22 protein-coding genes are annotated in these 19809 nt (G+C 66.3%); 12 read left to right on the forward strand and 10 right to left on the reverse strand.

What is annotated here, in order from left to right; all coding sequences use genetic code 11:
• Nucleotides 1–2: 2 nt before the first annotated feature.
• From EJC49_RS00255 to EJC49_RS00275, 5 genes are all read left to right on the forward strand, one after another.
• Nucleotides 3–770, forward strand: a complete 768-nt coding sequence (locus EJC49_RS00255; protein WP_126697441.1) for an ABC transporter ATP-binding protein — start codon at nucleotides 3–5, stop codon at nucleotides 768–770.
• A complete protein-coding gene (locus tag EJC49_RS00260; protein ID WP_126697442.1) occupies nucleotides 767–1489 on the forward strand; it encodes an ABC transporter ATP-binding protein in 723 nt (240 codons plus the stop codon). The genes EJC49_RS00255 and EJC49_RS00260 overlap by 4 nt, the downstream gene beginning before the upstream one ends.
• A gap of 202 nt (nucleotides 1490–1691) precedes the next feature.
• The gene (locus EJC49_RS00265) at nucleotides 1692–2678 is read left to right on the forward strand and encodes a branched-chain amino acid ABC transporter permease (RefSeq protein ID WP_126697443.1); all 987 of its coding nucleotides are present in this window, start codon (nucleotides 1692–1694) and stop codon (nucleotides 2676–2678) included.
• Between the two features lie 220 nt (nucleotides 2679–2898).
• Nucleotides 2899–3999 carry a branched-chain amino acid ABC transporter permease gene (locus EJC49_RS00270; protein ID WP_245453198.1) on the forward strand — a complete coding sequence of 367 codons (1101 nt, stop codon included), beginning with the start codon at nucleotides 2899–2901 and terminating at the stop codon, nucleotides 3997–3999.
• Complete coding sequence (locus tag EJC49_RS00275) at nucleotides 3996–4829, forward strand: alpha/beta fold hydrolase (protein ID WP_126697444.1); 834 nt, start codon at nucleotides 3996–3998, stop codon at nucleotides 4827–4829. The genes EJC49_RS00270 and EJC49_RS00275 overlap by 4 nt, the downstream gene beginning before the upstream one ends.
• Nucleotides 4830–4836: 7 nt before the next feature.
• On the opposite strand, the gene EJC49_RS00280 is transcribed toward EJC49_RS00275, so the two are convergent.
• The gene (locus EJC49_RS00280) at nucleotides 4837–5286 is read right to left on the reverse strand and encodes a baeRF12 domain-containing protein (RefSeq protein WP_126697445.1); all 450 of its coding nucleotides are present in this window, start codon (nucleotides 5284–5286) and stop codon (nucleotides 4837–4839) included.
• A 283-nt stretch (nucleotides 5287–5569) separates the two neighbouring features.
• Between EJC49_RS00280 and cysG the strand changes: the two genes are divergently transcribed.
• From cysG to EJC49_RS00305, 5 genes are read left to right on the forward strand one after another with little or no spacing between them, the layout of a single operon-like run.
• A complete protein-coding gene (cysG, locus tag EJC49_RS00285) occupies nucleotides 5570–6997 on the forward strand; it encodes a siroheme synthase CysG (protein WP_126697446.1) in 1428 nt (475 codons plus the stop codon).
• A gap of 10 nt (nucleotides 6998–7007) precedes the next feature.
• Nucleotides 7008–7316 (forward strand): DUF2849 domain-containing protein, encoded by a 309-nt coding sequence (locus EJC49_RS00290; protein WP_126697447.1) that lies wholly within the window; start codon nucleotides 7008–7010, stop codon nucleotides 7314–7316.
• 46 nt (nucleotides 7317–7362) lie between these two features.
• Nucleotides 7363–9033 (forward strand): nitrite/sulfite reductase, encoded by a 1671-nt coding sequence (locus tag EJC49_RS00295; RefSeq protein WP_126697448.1) that lies wholly within the window; start codon nucleotides 7363–7365, stop codon nucleotides 9031–9033.
• Nucleotides 9008–9760, forward strand: a complete 753-nt coding sequence (locus EJC49_RS00300) for a phosphoadenylyl-sulfate reductase (protein ID WP_126697449.1) — start codon at nucleotides 9008–9010, stop codon at nucleotides 9758–9760. Before EJC49_RS00295 ends, EJC49_RS00300 begins: the two co-directional genes overlap by 26 nt.
• A gap of 19 nt (nucleotides 9761–9779) precedes the next feature.
• A complete protein-coding gene (locus tag EJC49_RS00305) occupies nucleotides 9780–10313 on the forward strand; it encodes a DUF934 domain-containing protein (RefSeq protein WP_126697450.1) in 534 nt (177 codons plus the stop codon).
• Nucleotides 10314–10365: 52 nt separating this feature from the next.
• Here the strand turns inward: EJC49_RS00305 and arsK are convergent, their stop codons facing one another.
• The 6 genes from arsK to EJC49_RS00335 form a co-directional block, all read right to left on the reverse strand.
• Nucleotides 10366–11595 carry an arsenite efflux MFS transporter ArsK gene (gene arsK, locus EJC49_RS00310; protein WP_126697451.1) on the reverse strand — a complete coding sequence of 410 codons (1230 nt, stop codon included), beginning with the start codon at nucleotides 11593–11595 and terminating at the stop codon, nucleotides 10366–10368.
• Between the two features lie 35 nt (nucleotides 11596–11630).
• On the reverse strand, nucleotides 11631–11963 hold the full coding sequence (locus EJC49_RS00315) for an ArsR/SmtB family transcription factor (RefSeq protein ID WP_126697452.1): 333 nt from the start codon (nucleotides 11961–11963) through the stop codon (nucleotides 11631–11633).
• Nucleotides 11964–12061: 98 nt separating this feature from the next.
• Entirely contained in the window at nucleotides 12062–13039 is a 978-nt protein-coding gene (locus EJC49_RS00320; protein WP_126697453.1) for a calcium/sodium antiporter, read from the reverse strand.
• Nucleotides 13040–13203: 164 nt separating this feature from the next.
• Nucleotides 13204–13473: a hypothetical protein gene (locus tag EJC49_RS00325; RefSeq protein ID WP_126697454.1), complete on the reverse strand. Its 270-nt coding sequence runs from the start codon at nucleotides 13471–13473 to the stop codon at nucleotides 13204–13206.
• 217 nt (nucleotides 13474–13690) lie between these two features.
• Nucleotides 13691–14071: a hypothetical protein gene (locus tag EJC49_RS25515; protein ID WP_126697455.1), complete on the reverse strand. Its 381-nt coding sequence runs from the start codon at nucleotides 14069–14071 to the stop codon at nucleotides 13691–13693.
• Nucleotides 14072–14153: 82 nt separating this feature from the next.
• Complete coding sequence (locus EJC49_RS00335; protein ID WP_126697456.1) at nucleotides 14154–14876, reverse strand: sulfate transporter family protein; 723 nt, start codon at nucleotides 14874–14876, stop codon at nucleotides 14154–14156.
• A 195-nt stretch (nucleotides 14877–15071) separates the two neighbouring features.
• Here EJC49_RS00335 and EJC49_RS00340 point away from each other — a divergent pair, with 195 nt between their 5' ends.
• The gene (locus EJC49_RS00340) at nucleotides 15072–16073 is read left to right on the forward strand and encodes an adenosine kinase (protein ID WP_245453199.1); all 1002 of its coding nucleotides are present in this window, start codon (nucleotides 15072–15074) and stop codon (nucleotides 16071–16073) included.
• A gap of 12 nt (nucleotides 16074–16085) precedes the next feature.
• On the opposite strand, the gene EJC49_RS00345 is transcribed toward EJC49_RS00340, so the two are convergent.
• The 3 genes from EJC49_RS00345 to hrcA all read right to left on the reverse strand — a co-directional run bounded on the left by EJC49_RS00345 (nucleotide 16086) and on the right by hrcA (nucleotide 18950).
• Nucleotides 16086–16718 carry a trimeric intracellular cation channel family protein gene (locus tag EJC49_RS00345; protein ID WP_126697458.1) on the reverse strand — a complete coding sequence of 211 codons (633 nt, stop codon included), beginning with the start codon at nucleotides 16716–16718 and terminating at the stop codon, nucleotides 16086–16088.
• A 424-nt stretch (nucleotides 16719–17142) separates the two neighbouring features.
• On the reverse strand, nucleotides 17143–17793 hold the full coding sequence (grpE, locus tag EJC49_RS00350) for a nucleotide exchange factor GrpE (protein ID WP_126697459.1): 651 nt from the start codon (nucleotides 17791–17793) through the stop codon (nucleotides 17143–17145).
• Between the two features lie 86 nt (nucleotides 17794–17879).
• Nucleotides 17880–18950: a heat-inducible transcriptional repressor HrcA gene (gene hrcA, locus EJC49_RS00355; RefSeq protein WP_126697460.1), complete on the reverse strand. Its 1071-nt coding sequence runs from the start codon at nucleotides 18948–18950 to the stop codon at nucleotides 17880–17882.
• Nucleotides 18951–19085: 135 nt separating this feature from the next.
• Between hrcA and rph the strand changes: the two genes are divergently transcribed.
• The gene (gene rph / locus EJC49_RS00360) at nucleotides 19086–19802 is read left to right on the forward strand and encodes a ribonuclease PH (RefSeq protein ID WP_126697461.1); all 717 of its coding nucleotides are present in this window, start codon (nucleotides 19086–19088) and stop codon (nucleotides 19800–19802) included.
• The last annotated feature ends 7 nt before the right edge of the window (nucleotides 19803–19809 follow it).

Below are 19809 nucleotides of genomic sequence, written 5' to 3' on the forward strand. Positions count from 1 at the left end.
ACATGCCCACCCCCTCGCTCCGCACCGAGAACCTGACGATCCGCTTCGGCGGGCATGTAGCCGTCGATCACGTCACTTGCGCCTTTCAGCCGGGCGAGCTGACCGTGATCGTCGGCCCTAACGGCGCCGGAAAGACGACGTGGTTCAATCTCGTCTCGGGGCAGTTGAAGCCGAGCGAAGGCAAGGTGTTCAAGGGCGAGCACGACATCACCGGCCAGTCGCCGTCGGCGCGCGCCAAAGCGGGCATCGGCCGCGCCTTCCAGCTGACCAACCTGTTTCCCAAGCTTTCGGTGCTGGAGAACGTGCGGCTCGTCGTGCAGGCGCGCCGCGGCGTGGGGCCGAGGGCGCTGTCGCGCGCCGCCGCGCTGACCGACATCCGCGACGAGGCGATGGGATATCTCGAAAGTGCCCGCCTCGCCGACGTCGCCGACTATCCGGCCGCGGCGCTGCCGCATGGCGACCAGCGCAAGCTGGAAGTCGCGATGCTGATCGCCATGCAGCCCGACATCTTCATGTTCGACGAGCCGACCGCCGGCATGTCGGTGGACGAGGCGCCGGTGATCCTCGACCTGATCGCGGCGATCAAGAAAGACATGGCCAAGACCATCCTGCTCGTCGAGCACAAGATGGACGTGGTGCGCGCCCTGGCCGACCGCATCATCGTGCTGCACAACGGCGAACTCGTCGCCGACGGCAAGCCTGACGAAGTGATGGCGCTGCCCATCGTGCGCGAGATCTATCTCGGCGTCGGCGCGGAGGACGAGGAATGAGCGGCGCGATTCTGAGGCTCGACGACGTCCACACCGACATCGCGCAGTACCACATCCTGCACGGCATCTCGATGAACGTGCCGGAAGGCGGCGTGCACGTGCTGCTCGGCCGCAACGGCGCGGGCAAGACGACGACCTTGCGGACGATCATGGGCCTGTGGCGGGCGCGCAAGGGCGCGATCGTCTTTCGCCACCACGACATCACGGCCATGCCCACCCCCGACATCGCCAGGCTGGGCATCGCCTACGTGCCCGAGAACATGGGCATCTTCGGCGGGTTGACGGTGGAGGAGAACATGCGCCTCGCCTCCACCACCGGCCGCTTCGACGACGAGCGGCTGGGCCGCATCTTTTCGCTGTTTCCGGCCATCGAGAAGTTCTGGACCAGCCAGGCCAGTGGCCTTTCAGGCGGCCAGAAGCAGATGCTCGCCATCTCGCGCGCCATCGTCGAGCGCCGCGAGATGATCCTGATCGACGAGCCGACCAAGGGCCTGGCGCCGGCCATCATCCGCAACATGATCGGCGCCTTTCGCGAGATCGCCAGGGAGACGACGATCCTCTTGGTTGAGCAGAATTTTCTCTTCGCCCGCTCGCTCGGCAGCGGGGTGGCGGTGATCGATGACGGCCGCATCGTGCATTCGGGCGGCATGGCGGAACTCGCCGCCGACGAGGCGCTGCAGACACGGCTGCTCAGCCTGTCGCTGGCGGAACAGCACTGATGTCGAACGCGCGCACCAACACCACCACCCCTGACCCCTCCCCGCAAGGGGGAGGGGGGCGAGCCGCGCCGCGTCAGGTCCTGCCACCCGTGGCCAGGCGCCCGGTCGGTGTAACCCTCCCCCTTGTGGGGAGGGGTGAGGGGTGGCGGTGTGCGAGCGATCAGGCTGTCAAAAAGCCGACCACATCGAACGGAGCCTGCCCATGAACGCCGCTCTCGACCGCGTCGGAGGCGTCTATGCCCTGCCGGTGATCCTCGCGATCATCGCCTTTGCCGCCATCGGCTCGGCCTCGACCTGGGTAACGCTGACGGCCGCGGGGCTCGCCATGGGCATGATGATCTTTCTCATGGCGTCCGGCCTGTCGTTGATCTTCGGGCTGATGGACGTGCTCAACTTCGGCCACTCGGCCTTCGTTTCCTTCGGCGCCTTCATTGCCGCCTCGGTGCTCGCCGCCCTCGGCGTCTGGCTTGCCGCCGACAGCGTCCTTCTCAACCTCACCGCCCTGATGGCGGCCATTGCCGCCGCCACCGCATTCGGCGCGCTCGCCGGCTGGGGCTTCGAGCGGGTGATCGTCAAGCCGGTCTACAAGGACCACTTGCGCCAGATCCTGATCACGATGGGCGCGCTGATCGTGGCCGAGCAGTTGCTGCTCGCCATCTGGGGCGGCACGCCGATCGCTGTCGCAAGGCCCGCCTTTCTCACCGGCTCGATCATCATCGGCGACATTGCGATCGAATCGTACCGCATCTTCGCCCTGCTGCTTGGTCTCGTCGTCTACATTGCGATGTATTTTGCGCTGAACCGCACCCGCATCGGTCTGCTGATTCGCGCCGGCGTGGAAAACCGCGAGATGGTGGAGTCGCTCGGCTTTCGCATCGACCGGCTGTTCATCGGCGTCTTCATGGCGGGCTCGGCGCTGGCGGCGATGGGCGGGGCGATGTGGGCCGGCTACCAGAGCCTGATCACGCCGGCACTCGGGCAGGAACTGATGATCATCGTCTTCATCGTCGTCATCATCGGCGGACTGGGCTCGATTCAGGGGTCGTTGCTCGGCGCGATCCTAGTCGGGCTCATGACCAACTATGTGGCCTTCCTGTTTCCCAAGCTGGCGCTGGCCTCGAACATGCTTCTGATGATGGCGGTGCTCTTGTGGCGGCCCTACGGGCTGAAACCGGCGGTGAAAGGGTGATGGGGATGAGAATGTCGTTCGAGGACATGGCGGCGCCCCCTCCACCGCCTTCGGCGGTCCCCCTCCCCCGTGAACGGGGGAGGATACAGGGCGTGCCGGCGGAGCCGCTGCGGATCCTCCCCTGCGCAGCGGGGGAGGGGGACCACGCGAAGCGTGGTGGAGGGGGCTGCCCTAGCACAAGACGAACTGCGGGCAGCGGGGCGGAGGGGGGTGTGCCGGTATGAGCGTCTCGTCCATCCCCGCAACGCCCGCACGCCGCATTCCCGTCGGCCGCATGGCTGTTTACGCCATCGTATTCGGCATCGGGCTCTGCCTTGCCTTCGCACCCTTCCTGTTCAAGGACGTGCGAGCGGCCGAAGTGGCGGCGCGGATCTGCATCTTCATCGTTCTGGTGGCGAGCTACGACCTCCTGATCGGCTACACCGGCATCGTTTCCTTCGCCCACACGATGTTCTTCGGCCTCGGCGCCTATGGTGCCGCGATCGCGCTGAAGGCCTGGGGGCCGGGCTGGGATGCGATCCTGATCGGCGGCGGCGCGGGCGTGCTCGCGGCCCTCGTGCTGGCGGTTTTGATCGGGCTCCTGTCGCTGCGAGTGAAGGCGATCTTTTTCGCCATGGTGACGCTGGCGGCAGCCTCCGTCATGCTGGTGCTGGCGAGCCAGTTGTCCGACATCACGGGCGGCGAGGACGGCTTCACCTACCAGGCGCCCCGTCTCTTCTCGCCGGCCTTCAAGCTCTTCGAGGACGCCGACGGCAAGGTTCTGCGGCTATTCGAGGTTCCGCTGAACGGCAAGGTCGCGGCCTACTACTTCGTCTTTCTGTCGAGCTTCGTCCTGTTCCTCGTCATGATGCGCATCGTCGCCTCGCCGATGGGCACCGTGTTGCAGGCGATCCGCGAGAACGAGATGCGGGCCGAGGCGATCGGCTACAAGGTCGTCGCGTACCGCACCGCCATCTTCTGCATCGCTGCCGTCATCGCGGCCCTGATCGGCGTCGTGCGCGCGGTCTGGCTGAAGTACACCGGTCCGGAAGTGGCGCTGTCCTTCCACATCATGATCGACATCCTGCTGATGGTCGTCATCGGCGGCATGGGAACGATCATAGGCGCGGTCATCGGCGTTGTCGTCATGAGCCTCGCGCAGTTTTACCTGAAGGACCTGATGCAGGTGGCTGCCGACGCGACATCCGGCTTTCCGCTGCTGCCCGACCTGCTCAACCCGGACCGCTGGCTGCTCTGGCTCGGCGTGCTCTTCATCCTGCTCGTCTACTTTTTTCCCGCAGGCATCGCGGGGACCCTCATGAAAAAGGGAAGCGTCCGATGATCCCCCGCTCGACCTACGTGACCGCAGGGCGTCACGAGATGCACGTCACCGAATGGGGCGACCCGAGCAAGCCCGCACTCGTCATGTGGCACGGGCTCGCCCGCACCGGGCGGGACTTCGACGAAGCGGCGACTGCCCTCTCCGACAGCTATTTCGTTATCTGCCCGGACACATTGGGACGTGGACTGTCGAGCTGGTCCGCACCGGGTGGCGGCGACTATTCCTACGCGACGTTCGGCGCCACGGCATTGGCCGTTCTCGACCACTACGGCATCGGTGAATTGCGCTGGATCGGCACATCGATGGGCGGGCTTCTCGGAGTCACGCTGGCGGCGGGCGCGCTGAAGGACCGCATCACCCATCTCGTCATCAACGATATCGGCCCCGACATCCCCGAGGCCGGGACCGGCCGAATCGCATCCTATGTCGGCAACCCGCCAGTCTACGACACGGTGGCGGAACTCGAGGCCTGGCTGCGATCGAACTACGCCCCCTTCGGCCGCAACAGCGAAGCGTTCTGGCGCCGCATGGCCGACACTTCGACCCGCCGCACCGATGCCGGCAAGGTGACGGTGCACTACGACCCGCTGATCGTCACCCAGTTCACCCTGCACAAGGGCGATCTCGACGTCTGGGACAAGTACGACGCGGTGACCGCGAAGACGCTGCTCCTGCGCGGCGAGACGTCCGACGTGCTATCTGCCGCTACCGCCGAGACCATGACGACGCGGGGACCAAAACCCCGCCTCGTCACCATGCCCGACTGCGGCCACGCGCCGACGCTGACGAGCGCGGCCGAGATCGAGATGCTTTGGGACTTCTTGGCGTAGGGGCCAGCTAAGCTGCCGCCAGGATCTTCTCGATCTCCGGCACCGTGTGGTTGGTCAGCGTCTTCGCCACCTCGCCGACGACGCGGTCGGAGACCTCCTTGTGCAGCTTTTTGCGCATTTCGCCCAGCACCTGCGGCTGTGCCACCAGAACGATCTTCTGGAACGTGCCTTTGTGCGCCAGCTTGTAGAGTCGGTTGGCGATCTCGTCGGCGAACCGCTCCTTCTCGAGCTGGTGCCAGTCGGTTTCGGCCACCGCGCTTCGATGTTCGCCCACTCCGTCATTGAGTCGTCCGGGACGATCCGTTCCTTGCTCGTGCGTCGATGGATTGTCGTGGTGCACTTCGCGCACGACCTGGAAGTTCGGGTAGAGCGCGTCGCCTTCGTTGCGAAGGAAGAGCGCCTTCTCGCCGTCGGCGACAAGGACCCACAGATCGTGTTCGAGCTTCATGGCTGACATGATGGTCTCCATTGGTTTCATGCTGGAGGATCCGAGCTTCGACACCTCTTCGCCTTGATCATGGTCAAGCGCGCGGTCGCGTGGCCTCCGTGGGAGAAACGTCGGGCTTTGTCGGCCGTTCCGGGGAGTGCGGCGGCGCCCACGCTGACGGCGGGAATGGTTTTGCGCATGGTCGCCAGGCAGGGGAAAACCGATTGCAGCCCCTCGCCGGCCGCAGGACGCCATGCCTTCAGAACCATCGGCAACAGACCGATAATCCGGTTCGAACGTGGAGACGCACGCCATGGCTGCCACAACTGCTAAACTGAACGCCTTCCCGGTCTTCATGAGAGTGGAGAAGCGGACGGTCGTGATCGTCGGCTCCGGCGACGAAGCACTCGCCAAGACACGCCTGCTCGCCCAATCCTCGGCCGAAATCCGCATCGTTGCGGAGGCGCCCGAGGCGGAACTCGTCGCCTTCGCTGCCGAGATCGGCGCCCAGCTCGTCGAGCAACCCTATTCCGCTGGTTCGCTTGAAGGCGCCTGTCTCGTCTTTGCGGCAACCGGCGATGAGGTTCTTGACGGCCGGGTCGTCGCCGATGCTAAAAAGCGTGCAATCCCGGTCAATGCCGTCGACCGGCCGCATCTGTGCGACTTCTTCACGCCCGCGCTGGTCAACCGCGCGCCGGTGGTGGTGGCGATCGGCACGGAGGGTGCGGGCCCGGTGCTGGCGCAGATGATCCGCGCCAGGATCGATCGCATGCTGTCGCCCGCGCTCGGGCCGTTGGCCAGCCTCGCGGCAAGCTTGCGGGATCGGGTCGAGAAGCTGGTCCCGAAGGGCAGTGCGCGCCGCGCATTCTGGAGCGACTTTTTCGAGGGCGCACCGGCGCGTGCCATGGAGATCGGCCATATCGAGGAAGCGCGCGAGGCCGCCGCCGAGTTGATGCAGCGCCGCACCGAGGCGCGCGGCCATGTGGTGCTGGTCGGCGCGGGCCCAGGTGCGGAGGATCTCATCACCATCCGCGCGCAGCGGCTCCTCATGCAGGCCGACGTGATCCTGTTCGACGCGCTGGTGCCTGATGCGGTGGTCGCCATGGGGCGCCGCGATGCCGAGCGTATTTCGGTCGGCAAGCGCAAGGGTTGCCATTCGAAAAAGCAGGAAGAGATCAACGACCTGATCGTCGATCTCGCCCGCGCCGGCAAGCGCGTGGTGCGGCTGAAGTCGGGCGATCCGCTGGTCTATGGCCGCGCTGGCGAGGAGATCGCCGCGCTGCGCGAGGCCGGCATTTCCTATGAGATCGTGCCCGGAGTGACGGCCGCCTTTGCCGCCGCCGCCGACTTCGAGCTGCCGCTGACCCTGCGCGGGGTCGCCTCGTCGATGGTCTTCACCACCGGCCACGACCTGAAGGGTGCGGCTCTGCCCGATTGGGCACGGCTCGCCATCTCCGGGGCGACGGTTGCGGTCTACATGGGCCGAACCATTGCCGCCCAGGTGGCCGGACGGCTGATCGAGGCGGGGCTGTCGCCCGACACGGGCGTCGCGGTGGTCGAGAACGCCAGCCTTGGCCAGCGCCGCCTTTTCCACGGCACGCTGGCCGACCTGCCGTCGATCGAGAACCGCACCGAGCTCGACGGGCCGGTGATGACCATCATCGGCGACGCGGTCGCCGGCGCCAATTTCGACTTGTCGACACCGCTTGCCGCACCGGTGCGGCTGCCGGTTGCCGCCTGAGGGTTCCGTCATGAAAGTACTTACCGCAAATCGGCTGATCGATGGCGAAGTCGTCTGGTACGGCGCCGCCGAGGCCTGGATCGAGACGATCGACACCGCCCGTCTCGCCCGCGACAAGGCGTCCGAGGAGGCGCTCCAGAATGTGGGCAAGGCCGCACTCGCCGCCAACCTCGTGGTCGACGTCGAACTCATCGACGTCGAGCTCGTCGGCGGCCGCATCGTCCCGACACGCCTGCGCGAGCGAATCCGCGCCGCCGGGCCGACCAACCATCTCCACCACGGCAAGCAGGCGCGGCCAGATTTCGTGCCGGTGGCCTGAGCCGGGTGATAAGCAAGACATCCCCCGTACGAGCAGGGAAGACCAAATGTACCGCTACGACGAATTCGACCACAGCTTCGTGCAGGCCCGCGTGGCCGAACTGCGCGACCAGGTCGAGCGCCGCATGGCCGGCGAGATCACCGAGGACCAGTTCAAGCCGCTCCGGCTCATGAACGGCGTCTATCTCCAGCTGCACGCCTACATGCTGCGCGTGGCGATCCCCTACGGCACGCTGAGCAGCCGCCAGCTGCGCATGCTCGCTCATATCGCGCGCACCTATGACAAGGGCTACGGCCATTTCACCACGCGCCAGAACATCCAGTACAACTGGCCGGCGCTGGCCGACATCCCCGCGATCCTCGACGACCTGGCGAGCGTCGAGATGCACGCCATCCAGACCTCGGGAAACTGCATCCGCAACGTTACCGCCGATCACTTCGCCGGTGCTGCTGCCGACGAAGTCGCCGACCCGCGGCCCTATGCCGAGATCCTGCGGCAGTGGTCGTCGGTGCATCCAGAGTTTTCCTACCTGCCGCGCAAGTTCAAGATCGCGGTGACCGGCTCGACGCGCGACCGCGCGGCGATCCAGGTCCATGACATCGGCCTGCACCTGAAGAAGGATGCGGCGGGCGCGCTGGGCTTTGCCGTCTATGTCGGCGGCGGCCAGGGCCGCACGCCGATGATCGCCAAGAAGATCCGCGATTTCCTGCCGGAAGCCGATTTGCTCGCCTATTGCACCGCGATCTTGCGCGTGTACAACCTGAACGGCCGCCGCGACAACAAGTACAAGGCCCGCATCAAGATCCTCGTCCACGAGACCGGCGCCGAGGAGCTGACGCGCCAGGTCGAGTCCGAGTTCGCGCATCTGCGCGACACCGAGCTCAAGCTGCCCGCGGCCGACATCCGCGCCATCCAGGCCTACTTCGCGCCGCCCGCGCTGATCGCTCGGCCCGAAGGCGACGAGATCGTGCGCCTCGCGCGGCTGGACAGCAAAGGCTTCGCCGAATGGGTCGACCAGAACGTCACCACGCATCGCCACCCCGACCACGCCGCCGTGACGATTTCGCTCAAAGGCATCGGCGAGGTGCCGGGCGACGCCACCGACTCGCAGATGGAGGCCATCGCCGATCTCGCCGAGCGCTACGGCTTCGATGAGATCCGCGTCAGCCACGAGCAGAACCTCATCCTGCCGCATGTCGCGCGCGCCGACCTGAAGGCGGTGTATGACGGATTGGTCGCGATCGGGCTCGCAACGGCGAACTCGAACCTGATCACCGACATCATCGCCTGCCCGGGCCTCGACTATTGCGCGCTGGCCAATGCCCGCTCGATCCCAGTCGCGCAGGACATTGCGCGCCGCTTCGCCTCGCTGGAGCGGCAGCGCGAGATCGGCGAGTTGAAGCTCAAGATCTCCGGCTGCATCAATGCGTGCGGCCATCATCACGTCGGCCACATCGGCATCCTCGGCGTCGAGAAGAAGGGTGCGGAACTCTACCAGATCACGCTCGGCGGCTCCGGCGACGAGAACACCTCGATCGGCGAGATCGTCGGTCGCGGCTTCCCGCCGGAGGAACTGACCGACGCGATCGAGATGATCGTCGACACCTACCTGGCGCTGCGCCTCGACGCTTCGGAGCGTTTCATCGACGCCTATCGCAGGCTGGGTGCCGCACCCTTCAAGGAGGCGCTCTATGCTCGCGAAGCTAAGGCCGCTTGACGCGGAAGTCGATGCCGAGGCGGAAGCCGCCGGGCTCGAGGAGCGCTTTGGCCATCTCGATGCGCGCGACCTGATCGCGCTTTCTATCGGCCGCTTCCGGCCGGGATCGCTCGCGGCTGTCTCGTCCTTCGGCGCGGATTCGGCCGTGCTGCTGCACATGCTCGCGCGCATTGATCCGACGCTACCGGTGCTTTTTCTCGAGACCGGTAAGCATTTCAACGAGACGCTGCAGTACCGCGATGCGCTCGTAGCCGACTTCGGACTGCGCGACCTGCGCATCGTGGCGCCGCGACCCGAGCTTCTGGCGGTTCGCGACCCGGACGGGACGCTGCACCAGCGCGACACCGAAGCCTGCTGCGACGTGCGCAAGGTTGAGCCGATGGCGCGCGCCGTGGCGCCCTTCGATGCCTGGTTCACCGGCCGCAAGCGTCATCAGGCGGCGACGCGCGCCGGCCTGCCGGTTTTCGAGGCGGTGGGCGAACGCATCCGCATCAACCCGATGGCGAAGTGGACGACGGCCGATCTCGCTGCCTACATGCGAGAGCACCGGCTGCGCGAAAATCCGCTCGTCGCCTATGGCTATCTCTCGATCGGCTGCTTTCCCTGCACGCAGCCGGTCAAGGCGGGCGACGACCCGCGCGCCGGGCGATGGGCGGGCCAGGCCAAGACCGAATGCGGCATCCACCTTTCCGGCCTCGACGATTCGCTGACGGCCTCCTCGCTCTGAGACCATGGGACAGACGATGATGACCGAACAGACCATCAACGCGCCGCGGCTCTGGACTCCAAGCGGATTCCGCGAGGACGGCTGGACGCATGCCGACAGTGCGGAGGCGCTGGAAAGCAACGCCGCGGTCATCCTTCCGCTGCCCGTTTGGCAGGCGCTCGACGCGGAGACGAAGGCGGCCAACCGCGACCGGATCGGCGTGCTGCTGGCGCCGGGCGAGCCGCTCGACGCGATCGTCGACGCGCTGTCCAGCCTGCCGCTCGTGGCACTGTCCTTTCCAGCCTTCAATGATGGCCGCAGCTACTCCAAGGCCGAGCTGTTGCGGTGCCGTCACGGGTTCAAGGGCGCGGTCCGTGCCTGTGGCCAGGTGCTGGTCGACCAGATATCGCACATGATCCGAACCGGGTTCGACGAACTCGAGGTCTCGCATCCGGTGGCGCTGAAGCGGCTGGAAGAGGGACGCGCGGGCGGGCTGCCGCTCTACTACCAGCCGACCGCCAAGGCCGAAACGCCCGAGGGCAAGTATGCCTGGCGACGCAAGCCGGCGGCATGAGGCAAGGGCGTCTGGCGACATCGTCCCCGCGCCGTGAACCCGGTGCGGTCGGTTATGCCGCGCTGATGGCGGATGGCCGCCGCGCAAGCATCGCGATCGCCGAAAACACGGCGACGCCCGCCACCGCCACGAGGCCGAGCATGACAAGCGCCGTCAAGGTCGACGTTCCCGCCATGAGGAGGGCGAAGACGAAGGGCGCGAAGGCTGATGTGAACTGGCGGGCGGCGCTCATCCAGCCGACCTTGGCACCATAGGCCGCTCGTCCAAACACTTCCAGCGGCAGTGTGCCGCCGATGATCGAGATCAGCCCCGACCCGAGCCCGAACAGGATCACGAAGATGGCTATACCGGCCACCTGCGGCGCGGTCGCGATCAGCATTACGAGCCCTCCAGTGAGGAACAGCGCGGCGATTACGGCCAGCCAGCTTTGCCGCAACCTGCCGCCGAAGATCATGTTGATCAGGCGGCTCGCCACCTGCGACGGTCCGAAGAAAGTCGAGACAAGCACGCCCGCCGTGCCGAGCCCGAGACCGGTCAGCAGCGGCACCATGTGGATCAGGATGGACGAAAGGACAAAACCCGTCGCGGCGAAACCGGCCAGCATCAGCAGGAAGATGGTGCGCAGGCGTGCCGGATCGATCTGGACGCCAGGCTGGTCGGCAGGCGCGGCGGCATGCGTTTCGACCGAGGCCGCCCGTTTTCGACGCGTCGCCATACTCGCCATCCAGGCATGCACGGGAAGGCAGATGAGGAGATTGAACCCCGCGAAGACCAGATAGACTCCGCGCCAGTCGAGATGCGCGTGAAGGAGGGTCGTGAGCGGCCAGAACAGGGTCGAGGCGAAGCCGGCAATGAGCGTCAGGTGCGTGATCGATCGTTGCGCGCCCGTGGTGCTCAACTGGACGATCGCCACGAATGCAGTGGCATAGAGAACGAAGCACGAGGCGAGCTCCATGGCGATCAGCGCCGCCAGGAAGCTGTAGCGTTCCGGCGCCAACGCACAGGCCGCAAGCGCAAGGGCTGCGGCGGCCGAACCGATCGTCATCACCTTGCCGGCTCCGTGCCGATCGGCGAGGCGTCCGGCGGTTGGTGCGCAGAGGCTTCCCAGGAAAAGCGCCACCGAAAGCGCCGCGAACGCCCAGTACTCGGGAACCGCGAACTCCGCCGCCATGGCCGGTGCGAGGATGGAGAAGGAGTAGAACAGGGTGCCGTAGCCCACGACTTGCGTAAGGCCGAGTGCCCAGATGGCGGTGTTGGGAGCCTTTTCGGCAGCAAGCGACATGCGAAAAGTCCGGGAGGAGATCGGTTGCTGGGGAGTCAGGCGTCCTGAAGGGTCTGTGGCATCGCCACGCCCGGCGGTAGCGAGCCGTCGACGCAGCATTCGTCCGACAGGAAACCGAGCAGTGCTTCCATCGCCGGATAGACTGTTCGGCAGATCAGCGTCGTACCGTGCCGCTCCTGGCTGACGAGCCCGGTGTGGATCAGGCGCTTGCAATGGTGCGACAGCGTCGAGGCGGGAATGCCAAGCTTTTCCTGGATGTGCCCGACCGGCACTCCCTCCGCGCCCGCCCGCACCAGGATACGGTAGATCGAAAGCCGCGTCGGGTTGCCGAGCGCCTCAAGCTGGCGCGCTGCCTGTTCAAGCATCATGGCGGCAGATTTAGGCGCGTGCCGGCGAACTGTCAAAGAAATTTCGAAGAATGTCGAAATAGGGCGATGCGACCGGCCTGCCGTCGGGCGGAGCTCGATCACGGCCAGAGCCAGGCGAGGTAGCCGATATATCCCAACAGCAGCACCGTGCCTTCCCCGCGGCTGATCCGCCGACCGGTCCAGGCGAAGAAGATGACGAGGACGGAGATGGCGATCATCACAAGATTGTCGAAGGTGACGATCTCGCGTGGAACGTCGGTCGGCGCCATCAGGGCCGTCGCGCCGCCAATGCCGAGGATGTTGTAGATGTTGGAGCCGACGATATTGCCGAAGGCGACGTCGGTCTGCTTCCTCAAGGCAGCCATGACCGACGTGACCAGCTCCGGCATCGAGGTTCCGACCGCCACGATGGTGAGGCCGATCAGGGTTTCGGAAACGCCATAGGATCGCGCGAGCCCGACTGCGCCGTCGACGAGGAACTTTCCGCCTAGCACGACGATGGCCAGACCCGCTACCGCGGTCAGAAGTGGCATGACAAGCGAGCCCTTGGACACCTTGTCGGGCACCAGCGCCGGATCGGCTCCCTGGGCGGCGAGGCTCTTGTCATAGACCGCGCCGTGGTCGCTCGATGACTGGCTCTCCTGCCGGAACGCGAGATAGATGTAGGCGGCCAGGGCGGCCAGGAAAACCGCGCCGACCAACCGACCCGCCGGCATCGTCGCGGCCATGGCAGCAAAGACGAGGGCGACGCCGATCATGACGAGCCCGTCCCGCTTCAGCGTGCTCGATTCGACGGTGATCGGCAGGATGATCGTCGCGACGCCGAGGATCAGCAGGAGGTTGGCGATGTTGGAGCCGACGATGTTGCCATAGGCGATGCCGGGCGCCCCGGCGAGCGCCGCCTGCACGGACGTGACGAGTTCCGGCGTTGATGTACCGAAGCCGACCAGGGTGAGGCCGATGACCAGTGGCGAGACGCCGAGCCTGCTCGCCACGTTGACCGATCCGCGAACCAGAAGTTCGCCTCCGAGGACGAGCAGGATCAAGCCGCCGATGAGCAGAAGAAGGGTTGTCACGCGATCAACTCCGATGGTCCGAAGAGCAGGAAGGGAGGAGGGGGGGCGAACGCCGTCGTCTCATATAGGCTGTCCAGACAGGATTGCGAGGCAAGTCCGTCGGGATTCGATCCGCACGCCATTCTCCCGCCGCGTGATCTCGTGCGACGGGAGAACCTTGTCTGTCAGTTGTTCTCGGGGGCCGTCTCCGCCTCATAGGCAAGGCGAACGATGATGACGAAGCCCCAGAGCGCGAGGGCCCCGAAGAGACCATAAAGCCCGATGGCGATGGTCTGGGACAGGTGCAAAAGGACGACCAGCGAATACACGAAGACGCCGCCCACCGTGACGAACTGGCTCGAGATGAGGGTCGTCACGGCTGCGACGCCGAAGAGACTGGCGAAGGTCAGGACGCGCCGCGGCGCGGCGGCCTGTGAAAAATCGGTCTGTGACATGGTTTCTGGTTCCAGAGCGGAAGGAATGATGCGCAGCGATGTCTCGGCGCACGGAAACGGATGGGTGGATGCGCTCGACCGGCCGCGTCATCCGGTGCCGTCGCCATGACAGGCGTTCGGCGGGGGAGACGGGACGGGCAGGCACTGCGAGCCGAGCCGCTAGGTTGCGAAGGAGCGATGCGCCATCAGCGCTCGCGTCACCAGCAATGGGCCGTGCTCAGGCTCTGGAGAAAACGGTCGGTGGCGCGCGTTGTCCGGGAACGAAGGACGCCCTGCGGACCGATGGCACGGTCCCCACGAAACGCGCGATGCGCCCCTTGCCGGTCGGGATGAAGCCCCGGCGGGCAGAGAGCATCGCATCGTCGGCTGAACTTCCGTCGGGGGGCGGCTGCGTGTCGCCGGCGCGGAGACGGAGATCGACCTGCGGGCCGTTCGAGACGAGGACCGGATCCGCGTGATCGCCGGACGAGAGAACAGGCTGGCCGAGATTATAGCCCGATCCAGCGGTGCGACCGGCGTCCGCGACGTGCGCGAGCACGGTCAGAATCGCCAGGAGTCCGACAAGCCAGCGCGCCGTGATCCGACCTAGAAAGTTCAAGGTATCCTCTCGCCGGCCCTAGCCGACATGAAAGTCTCTACCAGTATGTCGAATGGGGCGCCAGAGGCCGTGCGCGACGTGGTCAGCGCGCGCGTGACTGCGCGGTGTCGTGGCGGATGGAAATCGACTTGTGGAGATGCACCATCATGGCAGCGGCAAACAGCGGGGTGAGCAGATTGACGAACGGGATCGCCAGGAAGCCGGCGATCACCAGGCCGGCGAGGAACACGGTGCCGGAATGACGGCGCCGCAATGCCTTGGCCTCGGCCTCTGGCCGGAAGCGCATGGCGGCGAATTCGAAGAACTCGCGGCCGAGCAGGTAGCCGTTGACCACAAAGAAGGCGACGAGGTTGACGCCCGGGATCAGCAGAAGCAGCAATGCCAGCAGATTGCCGACGACCACGATGGCGAAGAACTTGAGCGACAGCCACAACGCCTGCACCGGCGGCAGGGCGCGGCCCGGCGGATCGGCCGGATAGTCCGTCTTCTCGACGAGTTCGGCGACGTCGTCGAGGAATAGGCCGGCGATCAGCGCCGAGACCGGTGCGATGAGCAGCGCCAGCCCCAGCGCCAGCACAAGGCCCGCCAGGATCGCCGCGATCAGCCCGACCCAGCTCGCCCAGTCCGGCATCGCCGGTACGAAGCCCTGGAGAAACGGCAGCGCCAGCCACTCGAAGCCTTGCGTCAGCGCAAACCACAGCGCCACCAGCGCTAGCAGCGTCAACCCGAGCGTCTTGAAGAAGACGGCGCGGAAGGCGGGGGAAAGAATCTGGCCGGCGGCCCGGCCGGCTGCGTCAAGGATCATCGCGGGCGTTTCCTGTGCGGGTCGCAGATAGGGATGCGCGCGGAGGGAAGCAAGCGCCGTTGCCGCGCTGCAACGACAGGCGCGTGCCGGCCGTGGCGCCGCGGGCCTCGCCCGGCCGATGCCGTTGCAATGTCGGGCGGATCGGCTAAACCGGAAACGACGTTCCCGCCCGAAAAACGCAAGGCTTTCCTCCCCGTGTCATCCGATCCGACCTACGATGTCCTGTGCATCGGCAATGCCATCGTCGACATCATCGCGCGCTGCGACGAGGCCTTCCTCGTCGACAACGGCATCATCAAGGGCGCGATGAACCTGATCGACGCCGAACGCGCCGAGCTGCTCTATGCCCGCATGGGGCCGGCGGTGGAGGCCTCGGGCGGCAGCGCCGGCAACACGGCGGCCGGCGTGGCGAGTTTTGGCGGCCGGGCGGCCTATTTCGGCAAGGTCGCGAACGACCAGCTGGGCGTGCTGTTCGCCCACGACATCCGCGCGCAAGGCGTGGCCTTCGACACGAAGCCACTGGAGGGCTTCCCGCCGACCGCGCGCTCGATGATCTTCGTGACGCCCGACGGCGAGCGCTCGATGAACACCTATCTCGGCGCCTGCGTGGAGCTCGGTCCCGACGACGTGGAGGCGCAGAAGGCGCAAGGCGCGAAGGTGACCTATTTCGAGGGCTATCTCTGGGACCCGCCGCTGGCCAAGGAGGCGATCCGCCGCACGGCAGCACTTGCGCACGCCGCCGGCCGCGAGGTGTCGATGACGCTGTCGGACCCCTTCTGCGTCGACCGCTACCGCGACGAGTTCCTCGACCTGATGCGCTCGGGCACGGTCGACATCGTCTTCGCCAACGAGAGCGAGATGAAGTCGCTCTACCAGACCTCGTCCTTCGAGGCGGGGCTGGAGGCCATCCGGAAGGACTGCCGGCTCGCCGCCGTCACCCGCTCGGAGCGCGGCTCCGTGATCGTGCGCGGCAACGAGACCGTGCAGGTCGACGCCATCGAGATCGCCGAGCTGGTCGACACCACCGGCGCCGGCGACCTCTACGCCGCCGGCTTCCTCCACGGCTACACCACGGGACGGAGCCTCGCCGACTGCGGCAAGCTCGGCTCGCTGGCGGCCGGCATCGTCATCCAGCAGGTGGGGCCACGGCCGATGAAGAGCTTGCGGGAGGCGGCGGAGCAGGTGAGGCTGGGGTAAACCCGCACTTCCTCACATCACATCCTCCGGCCTTCTCCCCGGCCGGCTCCGGTACGGCGGAAACGTCCAGCCGAACCAGAGCGCGCCGCCGCGAACAGTGAAGGCGGCCAACGCTCCAAGGACGGCGGAAAGCGGCATGGTGAGGCCGAGGATGGCGAGCAGGGTGAAGGTGCCGGCGCCGGCGAGTGCTGCGGTGACGTAGATTTCGGGGCGCAGCAGCACGGAGGGTTCCTGCGCGGCGATGTCGCGCACGATGCCGCCGAAGGTCGCGGTCATCACGCCCATGACGATGGCGATGGTGGCCGAGCCGGTAACGATCAGGCCCTTGTAGGCGCCGAAGACGCAGTAGGCGGCAAGACCGATCGCGTCGAGCCAGAGCAATAGCTTGTAGCGTGATTCGATCAGGTGGGCTGTGAAGTAGACGATGACGGCGACGCCAGCGCAGACCAGGATGTAGTCCTGGTTGACGGTCCAGAACACCGGCACGCCGAGGATCAGGTCGCGCAGCGTGCCGCCGCCCGTGCCCGTCACGCAGGCCATGAAGACGAAGCCGATGATGTCGAGCTCTTTGCGCGAGGCTGCCAGCGCGCCGGTCGCGGCGAACACCGCCACGCCGGCATAGTCGAATGCGAGGATCGGGATCATGGCGCCTCCTGCGACAGGCTTAGCGCGGATGCTGGGGGTTGCGCCAGACGGGGGGCGGGGGGCGATGGCGCGTGGTGGGAGTTGATCGCGATTCAACCGGAAGGGCGGCGCTGTCCATCCCGTTGGTCGTATCGACGCCGAGCGAGGCACCCCCTCTGGGCTGCCGCCCATCTCCCCCTCAAGGGGGGAGATCATTCGCTCCTCCGTCTCCACAGTTCTGGAACGTTGCAGAGTGGGCGCCGCCGCCGAAACTGCCGATCTCCCCCCTTGAGGGGGAGATGGGCGGCAGCCCAGAGGGGGGCGTGACGGAGCGTGGTGCTGGGGACTCAGCCTATCGCGGGCGTGCTGCGAGGCTTGCCCTGGCGAGGCCGAGGTCGGCGCGAACCGGGGAGCGGTCGCGCCAGTCATGCGGAAGACGATTCGCTCAGCCCTTCGCGTCGCTCTCGGGCGCGCTCTCGGCCGGCGCGGCCTTGGGGCCGCCCTTCGACACGCCCACCATGGCCGGGCGAAGCATCCGCTCGCCGATCACGTAACCGGTCTGCACCACCTGGACCACGGTGTTTGCCGGCAGGTCGGGGTTCGGCACCTCGAACATCGCCTGGTGGAAGTTGGGATCGAAGCGCTCGCCCTCGGGCTCGATCTTCTTCACGCCGTGGCGCTCCAGCGTGGAGAGCATGCCGCGTTCGGTCATCTCGACGCCTTCGAGCAGAGCCGAAAAGCCCGCATCGCCCTTTTCCTTCGCCTCGGCGGGCACCGCGGCCAGCGCGCGCTGGAGGTTGTCGGAAACGGTGAGCATGTCGCGGGCGAAATTGGCGATGGCGTAGGCGCGAGCGTCGTGCACGTCGCGGGCGGTCCGTCGGCGCAGGTTCTCCATCTCGGCGGCCAGCCGCAGCGCCTTGTCCTTCAGTTCCTCGTTCTCCTTGGCCAGCCGCATGAACGCCTCGAAATCGGCCTGCGGCGCGTCGTCGGACGGTGCCTCGGCGGGCTGGTCGGACACGGGGGCGGAATGCTCGGCATAGCCGCTGCGCGCCGTCTCGGTGTCGGGCGCGTGTTCGTGGTTTGGATGGTCGCTCATCGCTTGATCCCGTATGCTCGAATTCTGGTCTGTGAGTTGCGCCCGATATCGAGGCTCGGGGTGCAAAAATCAAGGGGTGGCGCTTGTCAGCCCAGCATCCGAGAAATCATCTGCGCGGTATAGTCGACCATCGGCACGATGCGGGCATAGTTCAGCCTCGTCGGCCCGATGACGCCGAGTGCGCCGATGACGCGGGCGTCCTTGTCCCGGTAGGGGGCCACCACCAGTGAAGAGCCAGACAGCGAGAAGAGCTTGTTTTCCGAACCGATGAAGATGCGCACGCCGGACCCCTGCTCGGCCAGTTCGAGCAACTGGATCAGCCCCTCCTTGGTTTCGAGATCCTCGAACAGGTGCTTGAGCAGCTCGATGTCGGCTTGCGCGGTGACGTTTTCGAGCAGGTTTGCCCGTCCGCGCACGATGAGACGCGAGGGCGTCCCGCTCTCCGAGCCGCCCCAGACCGCGAGGCCTTTCTCGACGAGGATCTGCGACAGCGAGTCGAGCGCCAGCCGCGTCTCCTCGCGCAGCCTGGCGATCTCGGCGCGTGCCTCGGCGAGCGTCCGGCCGCGTATGTGGGCATTGAGGTAGTTCGAGGCCTCGTGCAGTTGCGAGACGGTGACGCCGGGCGGCAGGTCGATGACGCGGTTCTCGACGTCGCCGGAATGGGAGACCAGCACGGCCAGCGCCTTGTCCGGTTCGAGCTGGATGAACTCGATGTGCTTCAGCGCGGTCTCGGTCTTGCCCGCGAGCACGACGCCCGCGCCGCGCGACATGCCAGACAGCATGGTGCTCGCCTCGGTCAGCATGTGCTCCAGTGACGCGCCGCGTCCGGAGGCCTTGACCTGGGTGTCGATGACGCGGCGCTCTTCTTCGGAAAGGGCGCCGATTTCCATGAAGGCGTCGACGAAGAATCGCAGCCCCTTCTGCGTGGGAAGCCGCCCGGCCGAGACGTGCGGCGAATAAATGAGGCCGAGATGCTCGAGGTCGCTCATCACGTTGCGCACGGTGGCCGGCGATAGCGAGGACGGCAGCAGGCGCGCGAGGTTGCGCGAGCCGACGGGCTCGCCGTCGCGCATGTACGAATCGGCGATCAGCCTGAAAATTTCGCGCGATCGCATGTCGAGGGACTGTAGGGTCGGGTCGGTGATCGGCTTAGTCATGGCATCAAGCCTCCGGGAAACAGCATATAATCGGCATCCGCGCGAACACAACGTCGGTGAGGGGTCGTTTCCCTTTGCGTCGCTGCGATCATGAGGTTAAAAGCCGCGCTTTATCGACATCGAGGAAAACACTCCATGCGTCCTTCCAAGCGCCAGCCTGACGAGATGCGCGCCGTCAGCTTCGAACGCGGCGTCTCCAAGCATGCCGAGGGCTCCTGCCTCGTCAAGTTCGGCGACACGCACGTGCTGTGCACTGCAAGCCTGGAGGAGCGCGTGCCGCCATGGCTGCGCAACAGCGGCAAGGGCTGGGTGACCGCCGAATACGGCATGTTGCCGCGCGCCACCGGCGACCGCATGCGCCGCGAGGCCTCGACCGGCAAGCAGGGCGGGCGCACGCTCGAAATCCAGCGTCTGATCGGCCGCTCGTTGCGCGCGGTGGTCGATCTGGAGGCGCTGGGCGAGGTGCAGATCACGGTCGACTGCGACGTGATTCAGGCCGATGGCGGTACGCGCACGGCCTCCATCACCGGCGGCTTCGTCGCGCTCTATGACTGCCTGGCCTGGATGGAAGCCCGCAAGATGCTCACCGTGAGCAAGGTGCTCAAGGACCACGTGGCTGCGATTTCCTGCGGGATTCATGGCGGCACCTGCGTCATCGACCTCGACTATGTCGAGGATTCATCGGCCGGCGCCGACGCTAATTTCGTCATGACCGGCAAGGGCGGCATCGTCGAGATCCAGGGCACTGCCGAAGGCGACGCGTTCTCGGAGGCACAGTTCGCCGAACTCCTGGCGCTCGCCAAGAAGGGCATCGCCCGTCTGGTTGACCTGCAGAAAATGGCGGTAGGCTGAGACGGAT

Source organism: Aquibium carbonis (assembly GCF_003970795.1).
Lineage (GTDB): Bacteria > Pseudomonadota > Alphaproteobacteria > Rhizobiales > Rhizobiaceae > Aquibium > Aquibium carbonis.